Genomic DNA, 22,021 nt, shown 5'->3' on the forward strand with positions numbered 1-22,021 from the left:
TTAGATAATGTTATTTGTGACTGTTTAGATAGAAAGCGTATCGTACTTTTACACACTTTTCACCGTCATTTTTTATAAAAACATGCTAGCATTAGCAGTTACGTTTGACGCTTATACTCGCTTTGCCATATTTACCAAAAACTATAAAAAAGCCAAAAGATCGCTTATGAGCTTGCACGATACGGATGTATAACCACTTATCCTTGCAAATGCCAACCCTTATTTAAGAGTCCTAATTGTGATATTACGCCGCTACATGACCCGTCAAGTTGCCTCAACGACCGCTTTGGTATTGGGGTTTTTGGTGGTGATGATGCTCGGTGGCCGTCTGATACGTTATTTTGGGATTGCCGCTGAAGGCAACTTAGATATCAGCTTATTATTCACCATTATTGGCTATAATCTGCCTTACTTTTTAGAGCTTATTTTACCTTTGGCGTTTTTTATCGGTTTGATGCTCGTTTTTGGTAGGCTTTATGTGGATCAAGAAATGGCGGTGATTAATGCCAGCGGCGTCTCACGCGGGAAGTTAGCTCGGCTGATAACACCACTGATTTTGGCGTTGTTTGTGGGTGAGGCGGCTTTGTCTATAGTCGGTAAGCCTTGGGGAGTACGCTCCTCAGAGACGATTTGGCAGCAGCAAGCTTTGACTAGTGCTTTTGATTTAATCCGCCCGAAAGAGTTTATCAGTAGCGGTAATTATCATCTGTATGTGGGCAGTCTGAGCGACGATAAAACCCAGCTGCAAGATGTGGTGCTGATTCAAACACAGCCCAAAACACAATCGGCAAAACCTGCCAGTAATGGCGCTCAAAGTGTGTCAGCTCAGACAGCCCAAGAGTCCGAATTGGTTGAGCGCTTGCCTGTTGAGGATTTACCAAAAGAGCTGATTGATAGCGCCAATCGGGCTACGAGTAAAGACACGATTACCTTGGCTCGCCGCGCAGAACAAGTAGAGAGCAGTGCCGGCGGCGTTACTCAATTGGATCTGTTTCAGGGACGGCGTTATGAAGTCGGCGCTGGTAGCCTAAAATACAATCAGATCGGCTTTGATCGCTACCGTATTACTTTGACAGAGTCCGAAGAAGAGGTCGTCAGCGAAGACAATATCGAAACACAGGCGATCGTTCCCTTATGGCAAGCGGCAACAGGCAGTATGGCGGTCAGTACTAGCGAGGCTAGGCTCGCCGCCCAAGGCGAGCTTGGCTACCGCTTAGCACTGCCTTGGCTGATGATTATCGCGCCTATGCTTGCGGTACCGCTCGCGCAAGTACGTCCGCGTCAAGGACGCTGGCTACGATTATTTCCGGCCATCTTACTCTTTGTGAGTTGTGCGCTCGGTATCATCTCTTTAAAAAACGCTGTCGCTAAAGGCAATGTGAGCGTTTGGTCTTATGCTTGGTTGATAGTAGGGTTTATGGTGTTAGCACTTTATATGAATTGGGGCAGCCGTATCCAGCATCGACTGCGCTTTCGGTTGAGCGAAGATAAGCACGACGATTTAGGTTCTATAAATGACTCAAATACAGGAGCCTCATAATGCGCTCCTCACTGTTTGCCGCAAAAAATAAAGGCTTGTCATTGTCAAAGCCACCCAGTCGACTAAAAGTGCTCGGCCGTTACGTCAAGCTTAACGCTTTGCTAGCGATTATCGCCGCGGTACTTGGGCTATGGGGCTTACAGGTGTTATTTTCTTACTTGTCTGAGCTTGATTCGCTCAGCGATAGCTATACGATGGGCGAGGCGCTCAAATATATCTTTTATCGCTCGCCTTACTTTTTAGAGCAGTTCATTCCGACGGGCGCGCTGCTTGGCGCTGTGGTGGGTCTTGGACTATTGGCTAATAAGAGCGAGCTTGTGGTCATGCGCGCCTCAGGCGTCAGCGTCTATCGTATCGTGGGCTGGGTACTCCAGCCGGCTTTATTATTCGTCATCTTAGCGTTGTCTATTAACCAGTTTGTATTACCTACGAGCAATCAGCTGGCCGATGAGATTAATGATGACGATAGCAGCGCGCTGATTACCTCAGTGCGCGGCTACTGGACCATGCAGCCAAGTTTTAGTAGTTTAAACAGTGCAGACGATGAGACAACACTGCAAGCGAATGGCAGTGACATTCTCTACATCGATTATGCTGATGTCGAAGGCAATATCGGTGAGGTCAAGCGTTGGCATTTGGATAAGAATGGCAACCTACAAACTGCTATCCGTGCTGAGGGCGGCCAGTATACAGGGCGTCAACTAGTCGGGCGCACAAGCGATAACAAAGACGAGCAGTACCGCTATGACTGGCAGCTCAATAACATCACGAGGCTGACCATCAATCAAGGCTTTCAAAGCAGTCAACAGCTCGCTACTACAGATACCTTGAGTCTACCTTTTGCGCCTGAGTCGGTGTATCTGCTGACCCGCGATGCCGAAGATTTGTCCTTGACCCAGCTATACGCACATCGTCAGTTTATGCAGCAGCAGGGTAAGCGGTCATTGACTCACGAGCTGGCGTTTTGGCAAAAACTGCTATCTCCGCTGTCGATATTATCGCTGGTGATCGTCGCGTGCTCCTTTGTCTTTGGCTCACTGCGCACTCATAGCTTAGGCCTACGTATTGTTGTTGCTTTACTATTCGGGCTACTGTTTAGCTATATTCAAGACTTAGTTGGATTTGTGTCGTTAGCCACGGGCTTTTCGCCATTTTTAATGGTGCTACTGCCAGTTATTGCTAGTGCGGCGCTTGGAGGCTATTTACTAAAGCGGCAAATGTAGCTGGCCCATGTAGCCGGCGAAATGAACCACTCAAAGCAAAAATCCCGCTAAAACGAATCAGTATTAGCGGGATTTTGCTGAGTGCGGTTTATTTCTATTAAGCGTAAAAACTATTCTTTCACCGCCATAGTAATGGTATAAGTCTTGCCTTGCTTGACCTTATCGCTATTACCGAACACCTCGGTAAATGAGCGCTTCATAAACTGACGTAGGCCATTGATCGTCACCACATAAAAACGCCCGCCCTGACGCATCCGTGCATAAGCATCGAGGAAGTACAGATAATGCTGCTCTTTACCGACCTTGGCCGGTAAGTTTGACATGACGAGGCTAAAGTCTTTGTCCGCCGCCACTTGGTTAAAGCCGTTTGATAAATGCACATCGACATTGCTAAGAGCGTTTTTTTCGCAGTTACGCCGCGCATACTCCACCGCCATAAAATCCTTGTCAATCAGCGTATGCTGACCATTCGGGCACTCGCGCGCCGCAGTCATGCCAAGCACGCCGTAGCCACAGCCTAGATCTATCGAGTCATCATCAGCCTGAAAATCGACGTGATCGAGTAGCATCAAGCTACCATCATCGAGCTTTTGCGGCGAAAATATACCCCAAGTCGTCACAAAATCAAAAGGCTTACCTAGTACGTCATCCGTAAAATGTATATCTTCGCGCCAGTGTTTGGCTTTTTCTAATAACTCTGCAGGGGGCTGATGACTCATAACATTCTCGTATAGGATTATAAAAAGGGTAGTGCGATATCAGCATCTTACTCACGATAAAGTACGCACGGTATGACGAGTATTGTAACGGCAACCGCGATAAATTTCAGCGCCGATTGCGCAGCGCGTGCATTATTTTTGATGATCACTGGACTTGAACGGCTCAGAGAACTGCAATATCAAAAAGCTCACCACCGACAAAATAATCGCAATCTCATAACGACTATACGCAACTGAGATACCGATAGCGCCTGTGTTCCATAGTCCTGCTGCCGTCGCTGTTCCTTTGACACTGCCGCTACTCTTAAAAATAGCGCCACCACCGATAAAACCCATACCTGTAATAATGCCATACATGATACGCGCCTCGGCATCGCCTTCTGAATAGATGTCGCGGCCGACAAGCATAAAGGCACAAGAGGCGACAGTGACTAAGGGAAAGGTGCGCAGGCCCGCGCCGCTGTCTTTCATCTCCCGATTCAGCGCAATCGGTAAGGATAAGATAAAATCAATCCCTAATTGAAAGAAATGATACTTCATCAAATCCATATCAATATCGAAGCCAAACATAACTCACTCCCTGTCCTTAAATACCACATTCTCTAAATTTATTATAATCTCTAAATTCATTATAAAGAGTGTAGCGATAACGGTGTCTGTTTTCAGTTAGGAAGCGTTAAACGAGAGAGGTATGTATGGCATAAGTATGAGGAGCTTATCCTGCTATCCGCTTGTATCTGCCTTGCCACTGGCGTGCGGACTATCGTGTCTAGCGCTGTTCCTGTTACCTCGAGACCATCCCAACCTTTTCTTTAAAACATGATCAAACACAAAAGGCCCAAAAGGTAAAAACGAGCCGAGCACCCCAGCAGGTAGTGCCCAAAGCGGCATTTTAATTTTGCTCGCCGCAAACAGCAGCATCAAGATATAAGCGATAAATAATACGCCATGCGCCATGCCAATATATTTCACTGCCTCAGGAATGCCAAGCATATATTTTAGCGGCATGGCGATGCCTAGTAATAACAAAAAAGACGTGCCTTCTAAATAACCTAAAATAGTTAGGTTCTTAAGTAGAGAGTTTTGCGACTTTGTTAGCACAGGCAGGGTAGAGGATTGCGCGTATGACATTATTTGTTCCAGTTAGGATAATGAAGAATGGGTTTGTTTTATCTCAGGCAGGTTGTATTCGAATAATGGATAAGTCTTTGTAGGCTGGGCTTTTAGCCCAGCGAATACGTGAGTTAAGCTAATACACTAAAATTATTTTTCTATATAAAAGTAAACTAGCGAGTAGGGTAGGCAACAGCGTAACCCACCAAGTTTAGAATACAGTTATAAGAAAGGTGGGTTACGTCTTAACCGCATTCTCTTCGAGAATTTGTTAAGTCTAACCCACCCTACACCAAGCTTTTACCCTCTCTTCAATACCCTAGCCGCGCGGATGGTGCTCCGCATGCAACTTCTGCAATCTTGCTGTCGCCACATGAGTATAAATCTGCGTCGTCGATAAATCACTATGGCCTAATAACAATTGTACGCTACGCAGATCCGCGCCATGATTGAGCAAATGAGTAGCGAAGGCGTGGCGTAGCGTATGCGGGGAGAGCTCTTTATCAATGCTAGCGACTTTGGCGTACTTCTTGAGCAAGTACCAAAAATTCTGCCTAGTCATATAGCCGCCTTGCGCCGTCAAAAACACCGCTTGGCAGTTACCTGATTTTAGATGAGCGACCAGCTCGCCGCGACCATGACTCAAATAATCTTCCAGCGCGTCCGCTGCATATTCGCCTAGCGGTACGAGACGGGTCTTATTGCCTTTACCGGTGATTTGTAGCCAGCCGGCGTTGAGATTGACTTGTTCAAGCGCGAGATTAATCAGTTCACTAACGCGTAGACCACACGCATAGAGCACCTCTAGCATGGCTTTGTCGCGTAGACCGAGTGCGGTGCTAGTATCAGGCGCGGCAAGCAGGTTATCGACGTCCGCTTCCGCTAAATCTTTAGGCAGCGGTCGTCCCAGCTTAGGACTTTTGATTCGCTCGCAAGGGTTGTCTTCGCGTAGGTTACTGGCGATCATCCACAAGTAGAATTGGCGCAGACTTGAGAGCATTCGCGCTTGCGTGCGCGGCGTTTTACCCTCGGCTGCGAGCTGTGATAAGCAGTGCAGCACCTCATCGCTTTGCCACTGGGTCAGTGCTTTGTGATGCGTCAGCTCACAGCTTCGCAAGTCGCGGACATAAGCGTTACGCGTACGAGTCGCTAAGCCGCGTGCGAGCATCGCTTGACGAAACTCCGTCAGGTAAGCTGGCTCGTCATCGACGGCAAGGGCTTTGGGCTGACGTTGTTGTACAGCGCGATCACGGCTCATAGAAGGGTACTCGATAATAAAATACTAAACACTTTGCAAACACCATAGCGAAGTAATTTCACTACTACGCGCTGTGTATAAAGGGTCAGACTTATCCTGACTACGACCGTGCTTGGGCTGAGTATCGAGACGATATTTCACTGCTAAGCCAGCATCTGCAATCCACCCCAATAATTCATCACGACTACGTAGCTGTAAGTGCTCCGCTAAATCAGACAGAATGAGCCAAATCTCGCCATGCTGAGCTAAGTGCGATTTTGCGCCCTGCAAAAACCCTTTTAACATTGCGCTGTTAGCATCGTAGACCGAATACTCTAGTGGTGAGGTCGGTTTAGCTGGTAGCCAAGGCGGATTGCAGACAATTAGATTGGCGAGTGGCGCGTCGGTTGGGAATAGATCAGCTTGCTGCAACTGTATATGAGCTAGCCCTTGGCGCTCGAAGTTATCTTGAGCACAGGTTAGCGCGCGTGGGTTTACATCCGTCGCTATGATCTGTTTGATACCGCGCTTTGCTAAGATAATAGCCAGCAAGCCTGTGCCGGTACCTATATCATAAGCGACATCGAAAGCTTTGGGCAAAGGCGCATCGAGCAATAGCGGCACGTACTCATGACGAGTTGGCGCAAAGACCCCGTAGTGCGGGTAAATGGATAAGCCGAGCGCTTTGATCACTACGCCTTTTTCGCGCCAGCCAGCTGCTCCTAATGCGCCTTGCAAGTCGCGAAATGACAGCACACATGACTGATTCTCTTTATCCAATGGGCCAAAAGCGGCTAAGCAAGCATGGCTCATATCAGGCGCACGGCGTAACGAGCTGACATAATCAGCATTTAGCTCTAATAGTAAGCGACTTAAGATACGCGAGCGCTGGGCGGTCATTTGACGCTGCTGGTGAAAGAGATTTGGTAGGGTTTGGGAGTCTGATTCAGTTGAGTTTTTGGCTTTATTAGCAGCTTTTCTTGACTTGCGTTTGGCAGAATTATTTTCAGTACGCTCAATGCGCCGAGTGATGGCCTGCAATAGTTGCCGCGCATTATGAAAGTCGCCGCGATAGAGCATAGACGTACCAGCGCAGGCTAATCGATAAGCCTCATCGGCAGTGGTTCTGTCATCGACGATGACTATTCGCCTAGGTGTAGGATGATCGCTAGCCGACAGCCAACGAGCCAGGTGTGAGGTGTCGTTCTCGTGCCACTCTACATATTTTTTTTCGGTTAGTAACACATGATGTACCTTTTACTAATGAATGATGTTTTTAGGCGGCTTTAGTTAAACGACCTCAGTTTTGCGCGTTTGATAATACTTATGATGGGGCTTTTAATAGTGCTTATGACTCCCGCTTATCTTAACTAAGCGCTTTTTTTCTTGACCAAGTAGCGATATAGAGTGGCGCTGGTTGGCGCATCCTTATCGCTATCGATAGTAATTTCATCAGGATCCACTTCTAAGTTTATGTCTTCGGCTAAGGTTTCTTGACTCAAAAACTCATGACCCAAGTGCCGACAAAAGTTAGGAATATCGCGCGTTGTTGCCGGGTCGGTTGCGAGTATTTCGATGACATCACCGCTATCGGCTTTGCGTATGGTGCGGTGCAGCATCATGACCGGCTCAGGGCATATCAGCCCTTGAGTGTCGAGATGATGATTGATTGGCGTAGGCGTAATAGGAGTCGTCATAGTGGTTTTTTAGTCATAAAAAGGTTAAAGATAATTTAAGCTATCTAATTTATAAAAAGTATTGCGACATTTTTGAAGTCAAAATTAGCTTTGTTCAAGCGTTTCGGTTTCTTCTTCAGCTTGTAAAAAGTCAAAGAAGCGCTTAAAGCTGACTTTGAATAAAAACGCCACTCCAAGCCAAGAAGCCAATCCTAACCAAGCGGTATCGGCGAATAATAAACCACCGAGTAATATAACCGTCGAAACCCCAATAGTCATAATTACCATTGACGATTGACTGAGGCGATAGCGGTAGATAATAAACGCATCATACAAAGTGATAGGAATGGTCAAAGCTATCAATATAAACGGTAAATTGTAAAACAAGCGATACAGCAACTGATTGTCATGAAAGACTTTAATACTAGCAATAGTGCCAAAGACCACAAAAGCGACCAGCGCCGCGTAAATCATATAAATGGCGATTTTATTGGCTTGCTGTGCGCCTTTGATACGGGCGATAGCTAGCGGCGGTATGCCATAAGTGTTGGCTTGCTTGGGCTCAATGCTCATAAGATCAATTGCTTATCTATTAAGGTAAAAAGGCGTGTATTAATCGGGCTTGATACTATCGATAGCTATTGCGCTGCTAGGATCGGCAAAATAAGTCGAGAGCAAAATACAAGCTGAGATGTCATCGATAGCGTCGCGCTCGTGGTCGATCCAGCCATTATCCCACGCTATAGCGCGTGCTTCTACTGACGTTAAGCGCTCATCGCACAGACTCACCACGACCGACATGTGCTGCTCCATCAGTCTATGTGCCAAGCGGCGAGCGAACTTATGCGCGCGGCGAGAGAGCATCGAGCGACTGCCATCCATATTCAGCGGTAGACCGACGATGACTTGAGTGACACCCCAAGTCTTAATGATGCCTATCAAATTATCCCAGTCCGGCTGACCGTTATTCATGGCCAAGATATCAAAGGCGCGCGCGGTTTGGGTGATACTATTACCCAGTGCCATGCCCATCTTTTTTACGCCGTAATCTAAGCTTAAAATAAGATGCTCTTTTGGTTGCACGTCTAAGGCTGCCAGCGAGTTGCTGCTGTCAGCGTTTGCAGCCTCTACAGCCAGAGGTTTATGTTCATTAATTGTCATACTATCTACCCTAATAAGAGCGTTTTTAACTGATCACGCATGACCGATATCACTACTTAGATAATCAAAGTTTACCCCAAGCTTATCAGCCGCCAGCTGCCAACGCGCATCAAAAGGCGCATCAAACAAAATATTAAGATCGGCGGGGCAGACGAGCCAGTCGCCATTATTGAGCTCATCTTCCAATTGTTTTTTGCCCCAGCTGGCGTGACCCAAACACAGCTGATAATGGCCGACGCCTTGACCGACAGCGATACGCTTGAGTACATCTTGGCTGGTGGTAATACAGACATTCTCTGATATGGCAAAAGAGGACGCCCACTGCGGCTGGCCGGTATGCAGCACAAAGCCAACCTCAGGGTACATAGGGCCGCCCTCAAGCGCTAAATCTTCCATCACTTGTGGGTCGGTAACTTCGATGTGTAAGTCCTCTAGAAGCTTGCCTACGTTGGCTTTTTCTAGGGGACGATTGACCATCAATCCGAGCGCCCCGTGCTTATCATGGCGACAGATATAGATCAGCGCCTGCTCAAACCTTGGGTCTGGCAGCTCAGGGGCCGCAATCAAAAAGTGATGAGTCAAATTGGTAGTAGACATAAATACAAGGACAACATAAAAGGGTAGACACTACTATATGGCGATGTTAACGCGAAAATCAATAAGGGTTTTTAGGCAAACGCTAGCGGTCTCAAAGCCGCTATTTGACGTCAGTTAGTAAGCTGCGCGCGTGATCGCGGGTGACCTCAGTGATCGTGACCCCACCTGACATTCTCGCCAGCTCATCGACTTGCGCGCTACCGGTCAAGATGACAAGCTCGCTTTGGGTCTGCTCGTGATGATGCTTTTGTACTAAGATATGCTGATGCGCTTGCGCCGCCACTTGCGCTTGGTGGGTAATGGCGAGTAGCTGCTGAGTCTGCCCGAGGCTACGTAGTAACTCACCGACCACTTGCGCGGTACCGCCGCTGATACCGACATCGACTTCATCAAAGACCAGCATAGGTTTGGCGGCATTATTATCGCTACTGGTCGCTTGCAGCACTTGCATCACCAGCGCCATTCGCGACAGCTCACCACCTGAGGCAATCTTATGTAAGGGCTGCATCGGCATACCGACGTTAGCGCTAAACAGGAGCTCGATATCGTAGCAGCCTTGCGCATTGTAAGCGGATTCAGTTGGTTTTTTAGTAAACATAAACTCGCAGCGGGCATTAGGCAGTGCTAAAGGCTGCAGCTGCGTCACTAGCTGCGCGCAGATAGTAGGCGCAGCTTGGGTCCGTGCTTTATGTAGGGCTTTAGCATTAGTGAGGTACTCTCGCCAAGCCTCTGAAATTTGCGCGGCTAACGCATCGCTTGTCGGCTCGTTTTCTAGCTGCTCTAGTTGCTGTTGCCACTCATGAGCTTCATTGATTAAGTCACTGGCAGGCAAGCTATGTTTACGAGACAAGCGATGACCGAGGCTGATTAGATTATCTAAAGTCTGCAGGCGCTCAGGATCGGGCAGTTGCTGCTCAGCGTAGTCCGTCAGCATCGCGGTGACTTCCGTGATTTGCTGCTGCGCTAGATGCAGCTGCTCGGAGGCTTGCTCAAAAGTCTGACTGACACCGAGCTGATTGTCACACAGCTTAATCGCTTGACCGAGCAAGGTCATGACATCAGGCTCATCGCTATCGTTATCGAGCAGATGTAGACCGTGACTGGCCTCTGACATCAGCGCTTCGATGTTTGACAGCTCTTCGTGCTCGGCTTCGATTTCACTATAATCAACGGCGAGTAGGGGCGCGATATCAGCTAGTTGGCTTTGCAGCAACTGAATGCGATCTTGACGCTGGGCGGCGCGGCTAGAAATCTCATCAGCGCGGCGTTTGAGCTGCTGATAATACTGATAGCTAGTAGCAGTCTGTTCAGCCAGTGAGGTGGTTTGTGCCATTGCATCTAACCACTGCACCACAAACTGAGGTTTTAATAGCGCTTGCTGGGCGTGCTGGCTATGGATATTTACTAATAATACGCCTAAGCTTTTGAGCTCCGCTAAGCTTACAGGCGCGCCATTGAGCCAAGCTTTTGAGCGGCCATTGTTACTCAGCTGGCGGCGAATGAGTACTTCAGGCTCAGCCAATTCGCGCCCGCCTGCCGCAAACCAATCGCTAACGAGGCTATTATGAGTCACATCGAACTGCGCATAGATATCCGCGTGCGGCGCGCCATGGCGCACCATCGAGCTATCCGCTCGCTCGCCTATACACAAAGATAGCGCGTCGAGCAGTAGAGATTTACCCGCACCCGTTTCACCAGTGATAACATTGAAGCCTTCGGCAACGCTTAGCTCATGCTCAGCGATTAGCGCAAACTGGTACAAGGTTAATGATAATAGCATCAAAGCCTCTCATGGCAGACAATAATAAAGAGCGTAGCTCGCGAATAATACCTCTTCGTTAGCATACTAACGCAGTCGTTAGTTCGATGACAAAGAGCATTATTATAGGGGAATATAAGCCGATATCAGCAAATAGATACAATTTTATGAAGGCGTTTGCCTATTGTCAGGATACCGTCTTGGGCCTTTAGCGACTATAATAATTTTTGCTTATTTTACAATACTCTAGCGCTGACTAGCGACTTTTTTATTCTTAAAAATGATATTAAAGTAGGCCTGTACAGTCGCAAGCTTAGACTCTACAAAGAGCAAGGGTTTGAATAAATTAACGAGATTTCATTGCCGCTTTAACAAACTTTATAGAAATAATGTGGTAGCATTATCTCATCAAAATACAAACGTACACTTTATTAATAGTTTATTAATAGTCATACCGAATCACAACTATCAAACTATAAAAATGGTAACACTGAGCACTAAAGTGCATCGTCGTTTATCATTGCCATTTAGAGTGGTCGTCTAGCAGTGTTGTCCTGTTGCTAGGCTGTGTTCATGGCCTTTGCGATTTGGTAAAGCAGGCACTAGGGCGTGTTGAACATTCGACCATGGCACTGACAGAGACTATTTTTTAGGCGATTTGCAGATAAAAATGGTAAGTTTAGTCATTCTAAGCGTCTATTTTTATCAATAAAGCGGCAAAAAATAGTCCTGTCCCTATTGTTGTAGTGAGGGCTGATGCTAAAATCGCCCTAGTCGTTGCGAAAATCTAGCCAATGCAATAAGCATTACCTGCAATTTTCACTTAGACTAGAACTATTTTAGCTATCAGCAGTGCGCATTTGTGAATGTTCAACACGCCCTAGTCATCGTCAGTCTATTAATATTTTGATGAAGCACTTATTTTTTAGTTTAGCAATAATTATTTGATAAGGAAGCCCCTATGTCAGCGGCAAAGTTTACCAATGTAACCGTCAATGCTCAGGCCACCATATCCTATGATGGACGGTGTTCTAGTCACACTATCATGTTTGAGAGTGGTCAACATAAGACCTTAGGGGTTATCCTTCCCTGCGACAGTAGCGTTGAACAGTACCACTTCAGCACTAATACCTCTGAGCGTATCGAAATCATCAGCGGTGAATGCGAAGTCAAAATCAATGGTGACGAAGACTTTAGCTACTACCGTGCTGGCCAGTCTTTTGTAGTAGAAGGCAATAGCAGCTTTAATTTGCGTACCGAAGAGATTGTACAGTACGTCTGTCATTTAGAAGGGTAGGGGTTCTCATAAGCGTGAAGTCATTGAAAAAGTGGCAGGGTTTAGAACAAGGCTCAATTAACTTGGTTCAGTGACTTACCTTCACAGTGACTTAGTCTAATAAATTAGTTCAATGACTTACTTTTAGTAGAAAAAATCAGTACATAAAAACCCGTGCATAAGAAAAGGCATATAAAATCAGCAAGGTTTTATCTGTCTTTTTTTATTTTGGCTATTGGCAAACAAAGCGTTACTAAGCGCTTGAGAGCCAGACTCATTTGTTAGGGCGTGTTGAACATTCGACCTTGGCACTGACAGAGACTATTTTTTAGGCGATTTGCAGATAAAAATGGTAAGTTTAGTTGTTCTAAGCGTCTATTTTTATCAATAAAGCGGCAAAAAAGAGTCCTGTCCCTATTGTTGTAGTAAGGGCTGATGCTAAAATCGCCCTAGTCGTTGTGAAAATCTAGCCAATGCAATAAGCATTATCTGCAATTTTCACTTAGACTAGAACTATTTTAGCGATCAGCAGTGCGCATTTGTGAATGTTCAACACGCCCTAGTGATATTATTCAATAGGTTCAATTATGGCAAAGCCCAACTACTTTTATGGTATTCATGCTATCGATGCCCTCTTAGAGCATCGTCCGCTAGATGCCTTAAGTCTATTCGTGCAGCAAGGCCGCGAAAGCGATAGCCATGTTGCCGCTATTATGGCAAGCGCGCAAGATAATGGCGTCAGCATTCAGCCCACACAAAAAGATAAGCTCACGCAGTTGTGTGGTAGCCCGCAGCATCAAGGTGTCGTCTTGCATGCAAGACCGTTGGCTTTTGCTGATGAAGCGGTGTTAGATACTGTAATAGCGCAGGAAAGCTGCTTATTACTAGTGCTCGATCAGATCACCGACGCTCATAACTTTGGCGCTTGTTTGCGTACTGCAGTAGCGATGGGTGTGGATGCGGTGGTTTGTCCTAAGCATCATGCCGCAAGCCTAACCCCAACGGTAGCTAAGGTCTCTGTTGGCGCCGCTGAGATGATGCCGATTATCAGCGTGACCAATTTGGCGCGTATGCTTGCTCAGATTAAAAGTGCTGGTGTTTTCGTCTTTGGCACAGCTCTAGATGAGACCGCAAAACCGATACATGAAGCGGATATGACCGGTAAGACGGCACTGATTATGGGCTCTGAAGGGGAAGGTATGCGCAGGCTGACGCTAGAGAGCTGTGATGAGCTGGTCTATATCCCGATGTCAGGCAACGCGCATGGTAATTTGCAAAGCCTGAATGTCAGCGTAGCGACTGGTATGGCGTTATACGAGATCAACCGGCAGCGCACTACTTAAGCTGCTGGGCTAGGGCAAGATAGGTCTGATGTAGAGGCTCAAGCTGCAAATGTAGCGCAGCGATATCACCATCATTAACGACGACATCATCAGCATGACTATTGCGCGCTTCACGGCTGAGCTGATTGGCCATAATGGCCTTAATCTTCGGCACACTTTGCGCGTCTCTTAAGCTTGCGCGTTCAAGTTGCGTGCCCTCGCTTGCATCAACGACTAAAATGCGCTGACATAGATTAGCCAGACCCGCTTCAGCGGCTTCTATCAGTAGCGGCGCTGATAGGATGATATACTCAGAAGTACTAGCGGCCAGCTGCTCTTTTGCCGCCTCTCTTATCGCCGGATGGGTAATCGATTCAAGCTCAATGAGCGCTTCAGGGTGAGTAAAGACATGCGTTCGCACGGCTGCGCGATCCATCTCTCCTTTTCCATTAATAACCCAATCGCCGAATTTTTTTTGAATCTTACGTAGAGTAGCGCTACCTTTAGCGACTACCTCATGCGCGATGACATCTGCGTCGATGATATCTATCCCTTTCGCTGCAAACCAATCGCTAGTCGCGGATTTCCCACTGCCTATACCACCGGTCAAACCGATGACTAGTTTATTATTTTTATACTTATTTATAGTCTGCGGGCGAGCAGCAGAGCCGTGAGCGGGTTGCGAGAAGGAGCGGTCATTGATAGTCATAAAAGTAACTTAATTTAGCCAATAGAATAAAAAAGCGCGAATATCATTGAAGATAATATCCAAGCAAGAGCATGATGAGATTATAATCTTAACGGTTATAACGAGTAAGGATGTAGACATTGCTTTACTGTCTTGTAAGCCTAGCGCACGCCATCAGGCGTACATGCCCAAATACCAGTTAATGATGTCCGCTCCATATAATAAAGCGATAATGCCGGCAACAGCAATATAAGGTCCAAAAGCGAAAGGCTTACTTTCACCTTGCTTTTTCATCAAGATAATACCAACGATGGAACCCAATAAAGAAGATAAGAGAATAATTAAAGGCAGCATCATGGGCCCAAGCCAAGCGCCAAGTACTGCTAGCAGCTTAAAGTCGCCTTGACCCATGCCATGCTTTTTGGTGATGAGATAAAAGACTTTCACCACTATCCATAATGATAAAAACCCAAGTAATAAGCCCCAAATCGATTGCGTAGGACTCACAAACCAGCCTTGCGAGTTCACCGCAAGTCCCAGTCCTGCTAAGGGGAAAGTCAGCCTATCAGGCAGCAACTGGGTATCGAAGTCTATCCCCGTTAGCGCAATTAGCGTCCAGACCAGTATCAGTGCGGATAGGCCAGTAGCCGACACGCCAAAATGATAAATAACGAGTGCAGAGAGCAGGGCAGTTACTAGCTCCACAACAGGGTAGCGCACGCCAATACTCGCTTGACACTCAGAGCAGCGGCCGCGCAGCGCCAACCAGCTGACTAGCGGTATGTTCTCATACCACTTAATCTTATGAGCGCAGTGCGGACAACGCGACGCTGGACGACTGAGAGTAATAGGCGTATCGTTTGCCACTGCTTGCGCCAAAACCGCCGACTGCTCAGGCGTGATATCCGGCTGCTGCGACATAAATTCACTACATTCTTGTCGCCAAGAATAAAACATCATCAGCGGCATACGATGAATCACAACATTCAAAAAACTGCCTACACACAGGCCTAATAACCCAAACACTATGAGCGCCGCGCTCATATTATTTTGTAATAATTCTAGCAATTGCATCAACACTGGCCTTTAAAGGGTTGCTTTGGGTGACGGTTTTAACCTACCACAGAACCCATCTGGAAAATCGGTAGATACATAGCAATGACAAGGCCACCTACTAGTACGCCAAGCACCGCCATAATCAGTGGCTCCATCAGACTGGTAAGACCATCGACTGCATTATCAACTTCACTTTCATAGTGGCTAGCTACTTTATCGAGCATCTCCTCCAAACTTCCTGACTCCTCACCAATACCGACCATCTGAATCGCCATACTAGGAAATAAGTTGGTTGAGCGCATCGAAAACTGCAGCTGCTGACCGGTTGCCACGTCGTTTTTGATTTGCTGAGTAGCATTGTAGTACACCACGTTATTCGTCGCGCCAGCGGTTGAGTCTAGAGCATCGATTAGCGGTACACCGGCGGCGAAAGTCGTCGATAAGGTACGAGAGAAGCGAGCAATAATCGCTTGATAAGCGATGTTGCCAAAGATAGGCAGTCTTAGCGTCAAACGATCTAAGGAATCGCGGAATTTTTTTGATCTTTTTTTCGCTTCAGAAAATCCAATAATAGCGGCACCAATGATGACAATTAGTACAAACCACCAAGACTGCATCCATTCAGACATGCCAACGACCATTTGGGTGAAGGCAGGAAGTTCTGCGCCAAAAGAGCTAAACAAATCTGAGAAGACCGGCACCACTTTGATCAGCAAAATCATCGTCACAATGACCGCGACCACAATAACCGCGATCGGATATTTCATGGCTTTTTTGATTTTTGATTTAAGTATTTCGCTTTTTTCTTTATAGGTGGCGACGCGCTCAAGCATCGTCTCAAGCGCCCCTGATTGCTCACCAGATTCTACGAGCGAGCAAAACAGGTCATCGAAGTAGCGGGGATGTTTACGTAGGGCAGCGGCAAAGGTGCCACCGGCTTCGATATCGGCTTTAATTGATAACACCAAGTCTTTCATACTTGGGTTATCTAGCGAGTCCGCGACAATCTCAAACGACTGTGTTAAAGGAATACCCGCTTTAATCATGGTTGCTAGCTGCCGCGAAAAGATAGCGATATCGATAGGTTTGATGGATTTTTTGAAAGTAAATAAAGCTTTTGGCTTTTTCTTGATGCCTTTGACTACGATACCTTGCTTACGCAAAGTTGCTTTGGCCAGCTCTAAGCTTCGACTGGTCGTCTCACCTTTGACCTTTTGTCCACGGCGATTGACCCCGTCATAGACGAAATCTAGCAGCATATCCGTTTTCGCTTTAGCCATGTGTCTCTCCTAAAAATCTATCTGACTGGGGCAGTCTAACAGTCTAAGCTATGTAATAAGCCATATAAGTTAGCCATCGACGTTCTTTGTGCTTAAATAGCGACTCAGGTGTGGTCGCTATTGAGCCTTAAAACCAGCAAGTCTTGCAATGAGTCAGTTTACCGCTATCAGTCTTTGTAAGCTATCGCTATCGTCTAACAAGACAAGAACTTAGCAGGACATAAGTGAGCAAGACCAAAGCCTATTTTATAATAAAATGACCCTTGTAGTGAGTGCTCATTTTATTTCGCTATCGGCCTACAAAATGCGCTCAGTCTTTGACTCGCCACTTTTTTACTCACTACTACGTTTTTATTCAGAAGTAACACGCAGCATTTCTTGAATAGTGGTTGTGCCCTGTAGCACTTTCATAATACCGGAACGCCGCAAGTCACGAAAGCCGGTTCTAAGCGCGGCATCCTTAATATCGATAGCGTTGCCATCCTCCATAATGATGCGTGAGATCTCCGGATTCACTTTCATAACCTCATAGATACCGACGCGACCTTTATAGCCTTCACGGCATTCATTACAGCCGACCGGCTCATAAATAATATGATTGGGGTTGTCCAAATCATTATTGGTAAAGCCAATCTCCAGCAGGCTTTGACGTGGAACATCGATAGGCTTTTTGCAGCTTCCACATAAGCGCCGCGCGAGTCGCTGGGCTATGACTAAGTTGACTGAAGTGGCAATATTAAAAGAAGCTACACCCATATTTTTTAGGCGCGTTAAGGTCTCAGGGGCGGAGTTGGTATGTAAGGTGGAGAGTACCAAGTGACCGGTTTGCGCTGCTTTGATAGCAATCTCAGCGGTCTCTAAGTCTCGAATTTCACCAACCATAACGATGTCTGGATCTTGACGCAAGAATGACTTTAACGCAGTGGCAAAAGTGAGGCCGACCTTTTGATTGACGTTGACCTGATTGATACCTTCAAGGTTGATCTCGACTGGATCTTCAGCGGTCGAGATGTTGGTCTCGCCGGTATTTAGGATATTGATACCGGTATACAGCGATACCGTTTTACCTGACCCTGTCGGACCGGTGATCAGTATCATGCCCTGCGGCTTATTAAGCGCTTCTAAGAACATCTCCTTTTGATCTGGCTCATAACCTAGCGCCTCAATACCCATCATCGCTGATGAAGGATCCAAAATACGTAAAACAAGCTTTTCACCAAACAGCGTTGGTAAGGAGCTTACCCGAAAATCAATGGCTCGGCTTTTAGAGATCTTTAGCTTGATACGGCCATCTTGTGGCACACGGCGCTCAGAGATGTCCATTTGTGACATGACCTTTAGACGCGCCGCAATCTTGCTGGCAAGTTGCACAGGCGGATTGGCCATTTTTTGCATCACTCCATCGACCCGAAAGCGCACTCTATAGCTTTTTTCATAAGGCTCAAAATGCAAGTCGGAGGCGCCCATACGGATGGCATCGACTAGCATTTTATTGATGAATTTGACGACTGGCGCTTCATCGACGCTAGTATTGAGCTGAGTCTCGCCATCCTCATCCTCGTTACTCTCTTCAAAATCGACATTAAGATCGCTATCTGCAAAGCCACTAAAGCTCTGCATCGTGTCAGCATATATGGTCTCAATGCGCTGTTTGAGTTTGTCCTCTTCTACGATCACGGTGGCGACTGACAGGCGAGAGTTAAACGCTATAGCGTCAATAGCGTCGATACGTGTGGGGTCGCTTAGCGCGACAAACAGCTGCTGTCCGCGTTTGAAGATAGGTAGGGCGTTAAACTTACGCAGGATATTCTCATCGACCAAATCTTTTGGCACGATGTCTGCTTCTAGGGCATTAAGATCAAATAAAGGGTCACCAAACGACTTTGACAACAGATTAGCCAACTCGTAAGCATCAGCCATTTTATTCTCTACTAAATAAGGCACAAGCCCTATTTGCTGCTGCTGCGCCTCGGTTTGCGCGGTTTGCATGTTCGTTTCGCTAACCACACCTGCACTGATTAGTTGTTGCGCCAGACTACCAAAATTGCTGACAGCGGTAGACATAAACCCTCCTTGATGCGGCAGCTGCCAAAAGTGACAACCAATATAAATTATTTTGGGTATTAAATATTTGACGCCATGGATTCATTTTATAGCTTTAACGTATCTAATAAAACTGATTCAGCTAATAGCACGAACTTTCGAAACTTATTAGCCATTTTTATAAGCCATACAAAAAGTTTTGAATAAAGTTTTGAATTTAGGGTCAACGATTACCTCGTCCTAATTATAGGCAAAAATACCGTAAAAAACAGAACTGTTTCAGACGCTAGAGAATATAGAGTTTATTTCATACTGATATAAGCATATCTGAACCTTTTATAGGGACAACCTCTTATACTCATGAGGTAATCAAAAAAGAGGGATACGATAGCTAGTGCTAGCGCTTTATACATCGTAAGCGACTACTATAGCACTCGCCAAATATTTGTTATACTGGCGCGCAGACTAGCCATATTGGCAATGACAGATGACACAAGGTAGATGAGTTATGCAGGCTTGGGTAATTGGCAATTGGAAACAAAATCCGGCAACGAGCAAAGACGTCAATACATTACTAGATAATTTGTTGGTAGCGTCTGAGGACAGAGGTGCCGACAACCCGTATTGTCATCTTATGGTGGCGCCAAGCTGTGTGCATCTTGCTGCTGTCAGCGCGCGCCTGCAAAACGCATCTATCCAAGTGAGCGCGCAGAACATCAGTGCGCATAGCGCTACAGTCGGCGCCTATACGGGAGATTGCTCAGCGCAGCAAGTCGCAGATGCTGGAGCGAGTTGGACGCTTTTGGGTCATTCGGAGCGTCGGCAATATCATCACGAGTCTAATGATAGCTTACTAGCCAAACTAAAATGCGCTTTTGCTCAAGGCCTTGGGGTGGTGCTATGTATCGGTGAGACTCAAGAGGAGTATGATGCCAAGCAAACCATTAGTGTACTTGATGAGCAGCTAGCAGTTGTCGAAAGTTTGCTACAAACAGACTCTGTACAGACTCAAGCATTAGCTGAGCGTTTGATTATCGCTTATGAGCCGGTTTGGGCCATTGGCACTGGTAAAGTACCTACGGTGAGCGAGGTCAGCGCAACTCATCAGCATATCAAACAACAAATCGCCAGTTTTGCGCCAAAGTCACCAGAGGTCACTGTATTATACGGCGGTAGCGTCAATGCTGATAATGCGGATAGCTTTGCTGCAAGCGCTATGATAGACGGCGCGTTAGTAGGCGGCGCTTCACTAAAAGCCGATAGCTTTTTAGCGATAGCCGACGCTTTTAGTCGCGCCAAAGGCTGAATGCTAAAGGCTAAAAGTTAAGAGCATAGCAAAAATAGCGCTTGAGAACGACGATATATTGGCAGGCGCAGATTGACTGGTATCAAAACGCCTTGTCAGTCGATGAAAGTGGGTTTAACACCGCCCTTGTAATCGTGTACAATGCGCCTTATTTACAGTCTTTGTTTTATAGCCTTCGTAATTTATCAGTCGTCACTATTTTTACCAGTCGTCACTATGCGGCAGAAGAGGACCCCATGTTTACTTTTATATTAGCCTTGCATATTATCGTGGCCATTGCCATGATTGGCTTGATCTTGATACAGCATGGCAAAGGGGCTGATGCTGGAGCTTCTTTCGGTGCCGGCTCTTCTGGCACGGTTTTTGGCGCGGCGGGAACCGCTAACTTTTTGACTCGTGCGACAGCGGTGCTGACGGTGATATTTTTTATTACTAGTATGGTATTAGCCGTGCATGCTCGCGAACAAGCGGAAGATCAGTTTCGTTTAGATGCGCCAGTTTCAGCGCCGCAAACCCCGCGTCCATTGACGCAGAATCCTCAGCAGTAGTTATTTTTATACGCAGGCCTTGCTATTTGTAAGGGTTAGTTTTACAATGCTTGCCTGTTTTTACGATGTTTTATCTTAGTGATGCCAACCTCAAGCATGACGCTTATTATTAATAAGTAAATAAGATAGAAGGTTATAGCAGTAAACGATAGCCGTTATTTATACCAGTAGACGGTTAGCGATAAGCGATTGTGGTGGAATTGGTAGACACGCCATCTTGAGGGGGTGGTGGCGCAAGCCGTGGGGGTTCAAGTCCCCCCAATCGCACCAATTAAGTAAGTAGTTTGTACTTTAGTTGTGTTAAAGCAATGTCGTTATAGCAATCTTTGATTTGAAGTTTATTTCAGATAAAGATTGACAAGGTGATAAACCTTCCCTATAATATGCATTCTAAATTGTTGCGGGGTGGAGCAGTCTGGTAGCTCGTCGGGCTCATAACCCGAAGGTCGTTGGTTCAAATCCAGCCCCCGCTACCACTTTTTAATACTGATGTTTGTACACTAATATTCTGTTGTATTGAGATATCAGTGTCGATTAGCCCACCATTATGTTTGTGGGTTTTTTTGTATCTGCGGCTCAGCATTATTAGTGCAGTACTATCAGTATAATGTCAGTATCTACTATACGTTTTAGCTAAGAAGAATAGGGTTAATTCGATACTCTAATCCTAAATGACAGCGCAAAATACTTGTCATCATTTGCTACCAGTCCTTGCTGATTGCTATGTTACGATACTCGTAAGCAATACTATCTTCTGCTCTATTCTTTACTATGTTGTCCTTGAAGATAACAATTTAATCCCTAATATGATTCACTAGGTACTAGCGGCATTGAGTATGACAACCAGCCTCTATGGTGATCAGTGCGTCGTGACTAAAACTACCGATAAGTGAACAGGAAAATATAAATAGATTATGAAGCTTTCGACCAAAGTTGCAGAGTTAACTACGATTATTGAGCCTGCTGTAGCGGCTTGTGATGTCTCGCTATGGGGTATTGAATTTACGCCGCAAGGCAATCGCTCCTTATTGCGCATTTACATTGAAGCGTTGCCTGAAGAACAAGCACAGGACAAACACGTCACTATTGAGGATTGCGCAGCGGTCAATCATCAAGTAAGCGGTGTACTAGAAGTACATGATCCTATCGCTGGCGAATTTGTACTAGAAGTGTCTTCTCCTGGTTTTGATCGTGCTTTTTTCTCAGATGAGCAGATGCGTGAATATATCGGCCAAACGATAAGTTTGCGTTTGATCTCTGCGATCGGGCAAGGCGACAAAAAACGCCGTAAAGCCACCGGTAAGCTCGATAGTATGGACGATACCTCTTTACAGCTGACCACCAGCGATGGCGAGCGCTTTGAGATTGCACTAAGTAATATTGACAAAGCTCACTTAATTTATGAAGATGATTAATGCTTAAGATTAGCAAACAGATAACAACATTTAAGCCAATTATAAGATGATAGGACAGGTAT

The 22,021-nt window shown here is 46.2% G+C and carries 21 protein-coding genes and 2 tRNA genes; 9 read left to right on the top strand and 14 right to left on the bottom strand.

Going from position 1 to position 22,021, the window contains the following annotated elements; translation table 11 throughout:
- Positions 1-256 precede the first annotated feature (256 nt).
- Positions 257-1,540, top strand: coding sequence for an LPS export ABC transporter permease LptF (locus AAEY83_RS03610; RefSeq protein ID WP_025645417.1), 1,284 nt, complete (start codon positions 257-259; stop codon positions 1,538-1,540).
- Positions 1,540-2,763: an LPS export ABC transporter permease LptG gene (lptG, locus tag AAEY83_RS03615; protein WP_025645420.1), complete on the top strand. Its 1,224-nt coding sequence runs from the start codon at positions 1,540-1,542 to the stop codon at positions 2,761-2,763. Before AAEY83_RS03610 ends, lptG begins: the two co-directional genes overlap by 1 nt.
- Before the next feature lie 110 nt (positions 2,764-2,873).
- On the opposite strand, the gene AAEY83_RS03620 is transcribed toward lptG, so the two are convergent.
- The 10 genes from AAEY83_RS03620 to recN all read right to left on the bottom strand — a co-directional run bounded on the left by AAEY83_RS03620 (position 2,874) and on the right by recN (position 11,046).
- On the bottom strand, positions 2,874-3,482 hold the full coding sequence (locus tag AAEY83_RS03620) for a class I SAM-dependent methyltransferase (RefSeq protein ID WP_025645422.1): 609 nt from the start codon (positions 3,480-3,482) through the stop codon (positions 2,874-2,876).
- Positions 3,483-3,614: 132 nt separating this feature from the next.
- Entirely contained in the window at positions 3,615-4,052 is a 438-nt protein-coding gene (locus AAEY83_RS03625) for an MgtC/SapB family protein (RefSeq protein ID WP_025645423.1), read from the bottom strand.
- Between the two features lie 153 nt (positions 4,053-4,205).
- The gene (locus AAEY83_RS03630) at positions 4,206-4,613 is read right to left on the bottom strand and encodes a DUF3817 domain-containing protein (RefSeq protein WP_025645425.1); all 408 of its coding nucleotides are present in this window, start codon (positions 4,611-4,613) and stop codon (positions 4,206-4,208) included.
- Between the two features lie 301 nt (positions 4,614-4,914).
- Positions 4,915-5,853, bottom strand: a complete 939-nt coding sequence (xerD, locus tag AAEY83_RS03635; protein ID WP_025645427.1) for a site-specific tyrosine recombinase XerD — start codon at positions 5,851-5,853, stop codon at positions 4,915-4,917.
- 24 nt (positions 5,854-5,877) lie between these two features.
- Positions 5,878-7,077: a methyltransferase gene (locus AAEY83_RS03640; RefSeq protein ID WP_025645430.1), complete on the bottom strand. Its 1,200-nt coding sequence runs from the start codon at positions 7,075-7,077 to the stop codon at positions 5,878-5,880.
- 125 nt (positions 7,078-7,202) lie between these two features.
- The gene (tusA, locus tag AAEY83_RS03645) at positions 7,203-7,529 is read right to left on the bottom strand and encodes a sulfurtransferase TusA (protein ID WP_025645432.1); all 327 of its coding nucleotides are present in this window, start codon (positions 7,527-7,529) and stop codon (positions 7,203-7,205) included.
- Positions 7,530-7,613: 84 nt separating this feature from the next.
- Positions 7,614-8,081: a hypothetical protein gene (locus AAEY83_RS03650; protein ID WP_025645434.1), complete on the bottom strand. Its 468-nt coding sequence runs from the start codon at positions 8,079-8,081 to the stop codon at positions 7,614-7,616.
- Positions 8,082-8,120: 39 nt separating this feature from the next.
- A complete protein-coding gene (ruvX, locus tag AAEY83_RS03655) occupies positions 8,121-8,669 on the bottom strand; it encodes a Holliday junction resolvase RuvX (RefSeq protein ID WP_025645436.1) in 549 nt (182 codons plus the stop codon).
- A gap of 33 nt (positions 8,670-8,702) precedes the next feature.
- On the bottom strand, positions 8,703-9,266 hold the full coding sequence (locus AAEY83_RS03660; RefSeq protein ID WP_351058498.1) for a YqgE/AlgH family protein: 564 nt from the start codon (positions 9,264-9,266) through the stop codon (positions 8,703-8,705).
- A 100-nt stretch (positions 9,267-9,366) separates the two neighbouring features.
- Positions 9,367-11,046 carry a DNA repair protein RecN gene (gene recN, locus AAEY83_RS03665; RefSeq protein WP_025645438.1) on the bottom strand — a complete coding sequence of 560 codons (1,680 nt, stop codon included), beginning with the start codon at positions 11,044-11,046 and terminating at the stop codon, positions 9,367-9,369.
- 940 nt (positions 11,047-11,986) lie between these two features.
- On the opposite strand from recN, the gene ppnP reads away from it, so the two are divergent.
- Both ppnP and rlmB read left to right on the top strand, forming a co-directional pair.
- On the top strand, positions 11,987-12,322 hold the full coding sequence (gene ppnP, locus AAEY83_RS03670; protein ID WP_025645440.1) for a pyrimidine/purine nucleoside phosphorylase: 336 nt from the start codon (positions 11,987-11,989) through the stop codon (positions 12,320-12,322).
- Between the two features lie 566 nt (positions 12,323-12,888).
- Positions 12,889-13,644 carry a 23S rRNA (guanosine(2251)-2'-O)-methyltransferase RlmB gene (rlmB, locus tag AAEY83_RS03675; RefSeq protein ID WP_025645441.1) on the top strand — a complete coding sequence of 252 codons (756 nt, stop codon included), beginning with the start codon at positions 12,889-12,891 and terminating at the stop codon, positions 13,642-13,644.
- On the opposite strand, the gene coaE is transcribed toward rlmB, so the two are convergent.
- The 4 genes from coaE to pilB all read right to left on the bottom strand — a co-directional run bounded on the left by coaE (position 13,637) and on the right by pilB (position 18,711).
- Positions 13,637-14,332, bottom strand: coding sequence for a dephospho-CoA kinase (gene coaE, locus AAEY83_RS03680; protein ID WP_025645443.1), 696 nt, complete (start codon positions 14,330-14,332; stop codon positions 13,637-13,639). The genes rlmB and coaE overlap by 8 nt on opposite strands.
- 153 nt (positions 14,333-14,485) lie before the next feature.
- Positions 14,486-15,385, bottom strand: coding sequence for a prepilin peptidase (locus tag AAEY83_RS03685; RefSeq protein WP_025645445.1), 900 nt, complete (start codon positions 15,383-15,385; stop codon positions 14,486-14,488).
- 38 nt (positions 15,386-15,423) lie between these two features.
- A complete protein-coding gene (locus tag AAEY83_RS03690) occupies positions 15,424-16,647 on the bottom strand; it encodes a type II secretion system F family protein (RefSeq protein WP_025645447.1) in 1,224 nt (407 codons plus the stop codon).
- A 351-nt stretch (positions 16,648-16,998) separates the two neighbouring features.
- Positions 16,999-18,711 carry a type IV-A pilus assembly ATPase PilB gene (gene pilB / locus AAEY83_RS03695; RefSeq protein WP_025645449.1) on the bottom strand — a complete coding sequence of 571 codons (1,713 nt, stop codon included), beginning with the start codon at positions 18,709-18,711 and terminating at the stop codon, positions 16,999-17,001.
- A 487-nt stretch (positions 18,712-19,198) separates the two neighbouring features.
- On the opposite strand from pilB, the gene tpiA reads away from it, so the two are divergent.
- From tpiA to rimP, 5 genes are all read left to right on the top strand, one after another.
- Positions 19,199-19,996 (top strand): triose-phosphate isomerase, encoded by a 798-nt coding sequence (gene tpiA / locus AAEY83_RS03700; protein WP_025645451.1) that lies wholly within the window; start codon positions 19,199-19,201, stop codon positions 19,994-19,996.
- A 236-nt stretch (positions 19,997-20,232) separates the two neighbouring features.
- Positions 20,233-20,544, top strand: a complete 312-nt coding sequence (gene secG / locus AAEY83_RS03705) for a preprotein translocase subunit SecG (RefSeq protein ID WP_025645453.1) — start codon at positions 20,233-20,235, stop codon at positions 20,542-20,544.
- A 185-nt stretch (positions 20,545-20,729) separates the two neighbouring features.
- Positions 20,730-20,814, top strand: a tRNA-Leu gene (locus tag AAEY83_RS03710).
- 129 nt (positions 20,815-20,943) lie between these two features.
- A tRNA-Met gene (locus tag AAEY83_RS03715) sits at positions 20,944-21,020 on the top strand.
- Positions 21,021-21,458: 438 nt separating this feature from the next.
- Positions 21,459-21,959 carry a ribosome maturation factor RimP gene (gene rimP / locus AAEY83_RS03720; RefSeq protein ID WP_025645456.1) on the top strand — a complete coding sequence of 167 codons (501 nt, stop codon included), beginning with the start codon at positions 21,459-21,461 and terminating at the stop codon, positions 21,957-21,959.
- The last annotated feature ends 62 nt before the right edge of the window (positions 21,960-22,021 follow it).

Source organism: Psychrobacter sp. TB20-MNA-CIBAN-0197 (assembly GCF_040309765.1).
GTDB classification, from domain to species: domain Bacteria; phylum Pseudomonadota; class Gammaproteobacteria; order Pseudomonadales; family Moraxellaceae; genus Psychrobacter; species Psychrobacter submarinus.

Bases quoted from the DNA above. Each gene is read 5' to 3' on its own strand.
- AAEY83_RS03610 (WP_025645417.1), top strand. From the start codon at position 257: ATGACCCGTCAAGTTGCCTCAACGACCGCTTTGGTATTGGGGTTTTTG.
- lptG (WP_025645420.1), top strand. From the start codon at position 1,540: ATGCGCTCCTCACTGTTTGCCGCAAAAAATAAAGGCTTGTCATTGTCA.
- AAEY83_RS03620 (WP_025645422.1), bottom strand. From the start codon at position 3,482: ATGAGTCATCAGCCCCCTGCAGAGTTATTAGAAAAAGCCAAACACTGG.
- AAEY83_RS03625 (WP_025645423.1), bottom strand. From the start codon at position 4,052: ATGTTTGGCTTCGATATTGATATGGATTTGATGAAGTATCATTTCTTT.
- AAEY83_RS03630 (WP_025645425.1), bottom strand. From the start codon at position 4,613: ATGTCATACGCGCAATCCTCTACCCTGCCTGTGCTAACAAAGTCGCAA.
- xerD (WP_025645427.1), bottom strand. From the start codon at position 5,853: ATGAGCCGTGATCGCGCTGTACAACAACGTCAGCCCAAAGCCCTTGCC.
- tusA (WP_025645432.1), bottom strand. From the start codon at position 7,529: ATGACGACTCCTATTACGCCTACGCCAATCAATCATCATCTCGACACT.
- AAEY83_RS03650 (WP_025645434.1), bottom strand. From the start codon at position 8,081: ATGAGCATTGAGCCCAAGCAAGCCAACACTTATGGCATACCGCCGCTA.
- ruvX (WP_025645436.1), bottom strand. From the start codon at position 8,669: ATGACAATTAATGAACATAAACCTCTGGCTGTAGAGGCTGCAAACGCT.
- AAEY83_RS03660 (WP_351058498.1), bottom strand. From the start codon at position 9,266: ATGTCTACTACCAATTTGACTCATCACTTTTTGATTGCGGCCCCTGAG.
- recN (WP_025645438.1), bottom strand. From the start codon at position 11,046: ATGCTATTATCATTAACCTTGTACCAGTTTGCGCTAATCGCTGAGCAT.
- ppnP (WP_025645440.1), top strand. From the start codon at position 11,987: ATGTCAGCGGCAAAGTTTACCAATGTAACCGTCAATGCTCAGGCCACC.
- rlmB (WP_025645441.1), top strand. From the start codon at position 12,889: ATGGCAAAGCCCAACTACTTTTATGGTATTCATGCTATCGATGCCCTC.
- coaE (WP_025645443.1), bottom strand. From the start codon at position 14,332: ATGACTATCAATGACCGCTCCTTCTCGCAACCCGCTCACGGCTCTGCT.
- AAEY83_RS03685 (WP_025645445.1), bottom strand. From the start codon at position 15,385: ATGCAATTGCTAGAATTATTACAAAATAATATGAGCGCGGCGCTCATA.
- AAEY83_RS03690 (WP_025645447.1), bottom strand. From the start codon at position 16,647: ATGGCTAAAGCGAAAACGGATATGCTGCTAGATTTCGTCTATGACGGG.
- pilB (WP_025645449.1), bottom strand. From the start codon at position 18,711: ATGTCTACCGCTGTCAGCAATTTTGGTAGTCTGGCGCAACAACTAATC.
- tpiA (WP_025645451.1), top strand. From the start codon at position 19,199: ATGCAGGCTTGGGTAATTGGCAATTGGAAACAAAATCCGGCAACGAGC.
- secG (WP_025645453.1), top strand. From the start codon at position 20,233: ATGTTTACTTTTATATTAGCCTTGCATATTATCGTGGCCATTGCCATG.
- rimP (WP_025645456.1), top strand. From the start codon at position 21,459: ATGAAGCTTTCGACCAAAGTTGCAGAGTTAACTACGATTATTGAGCCT.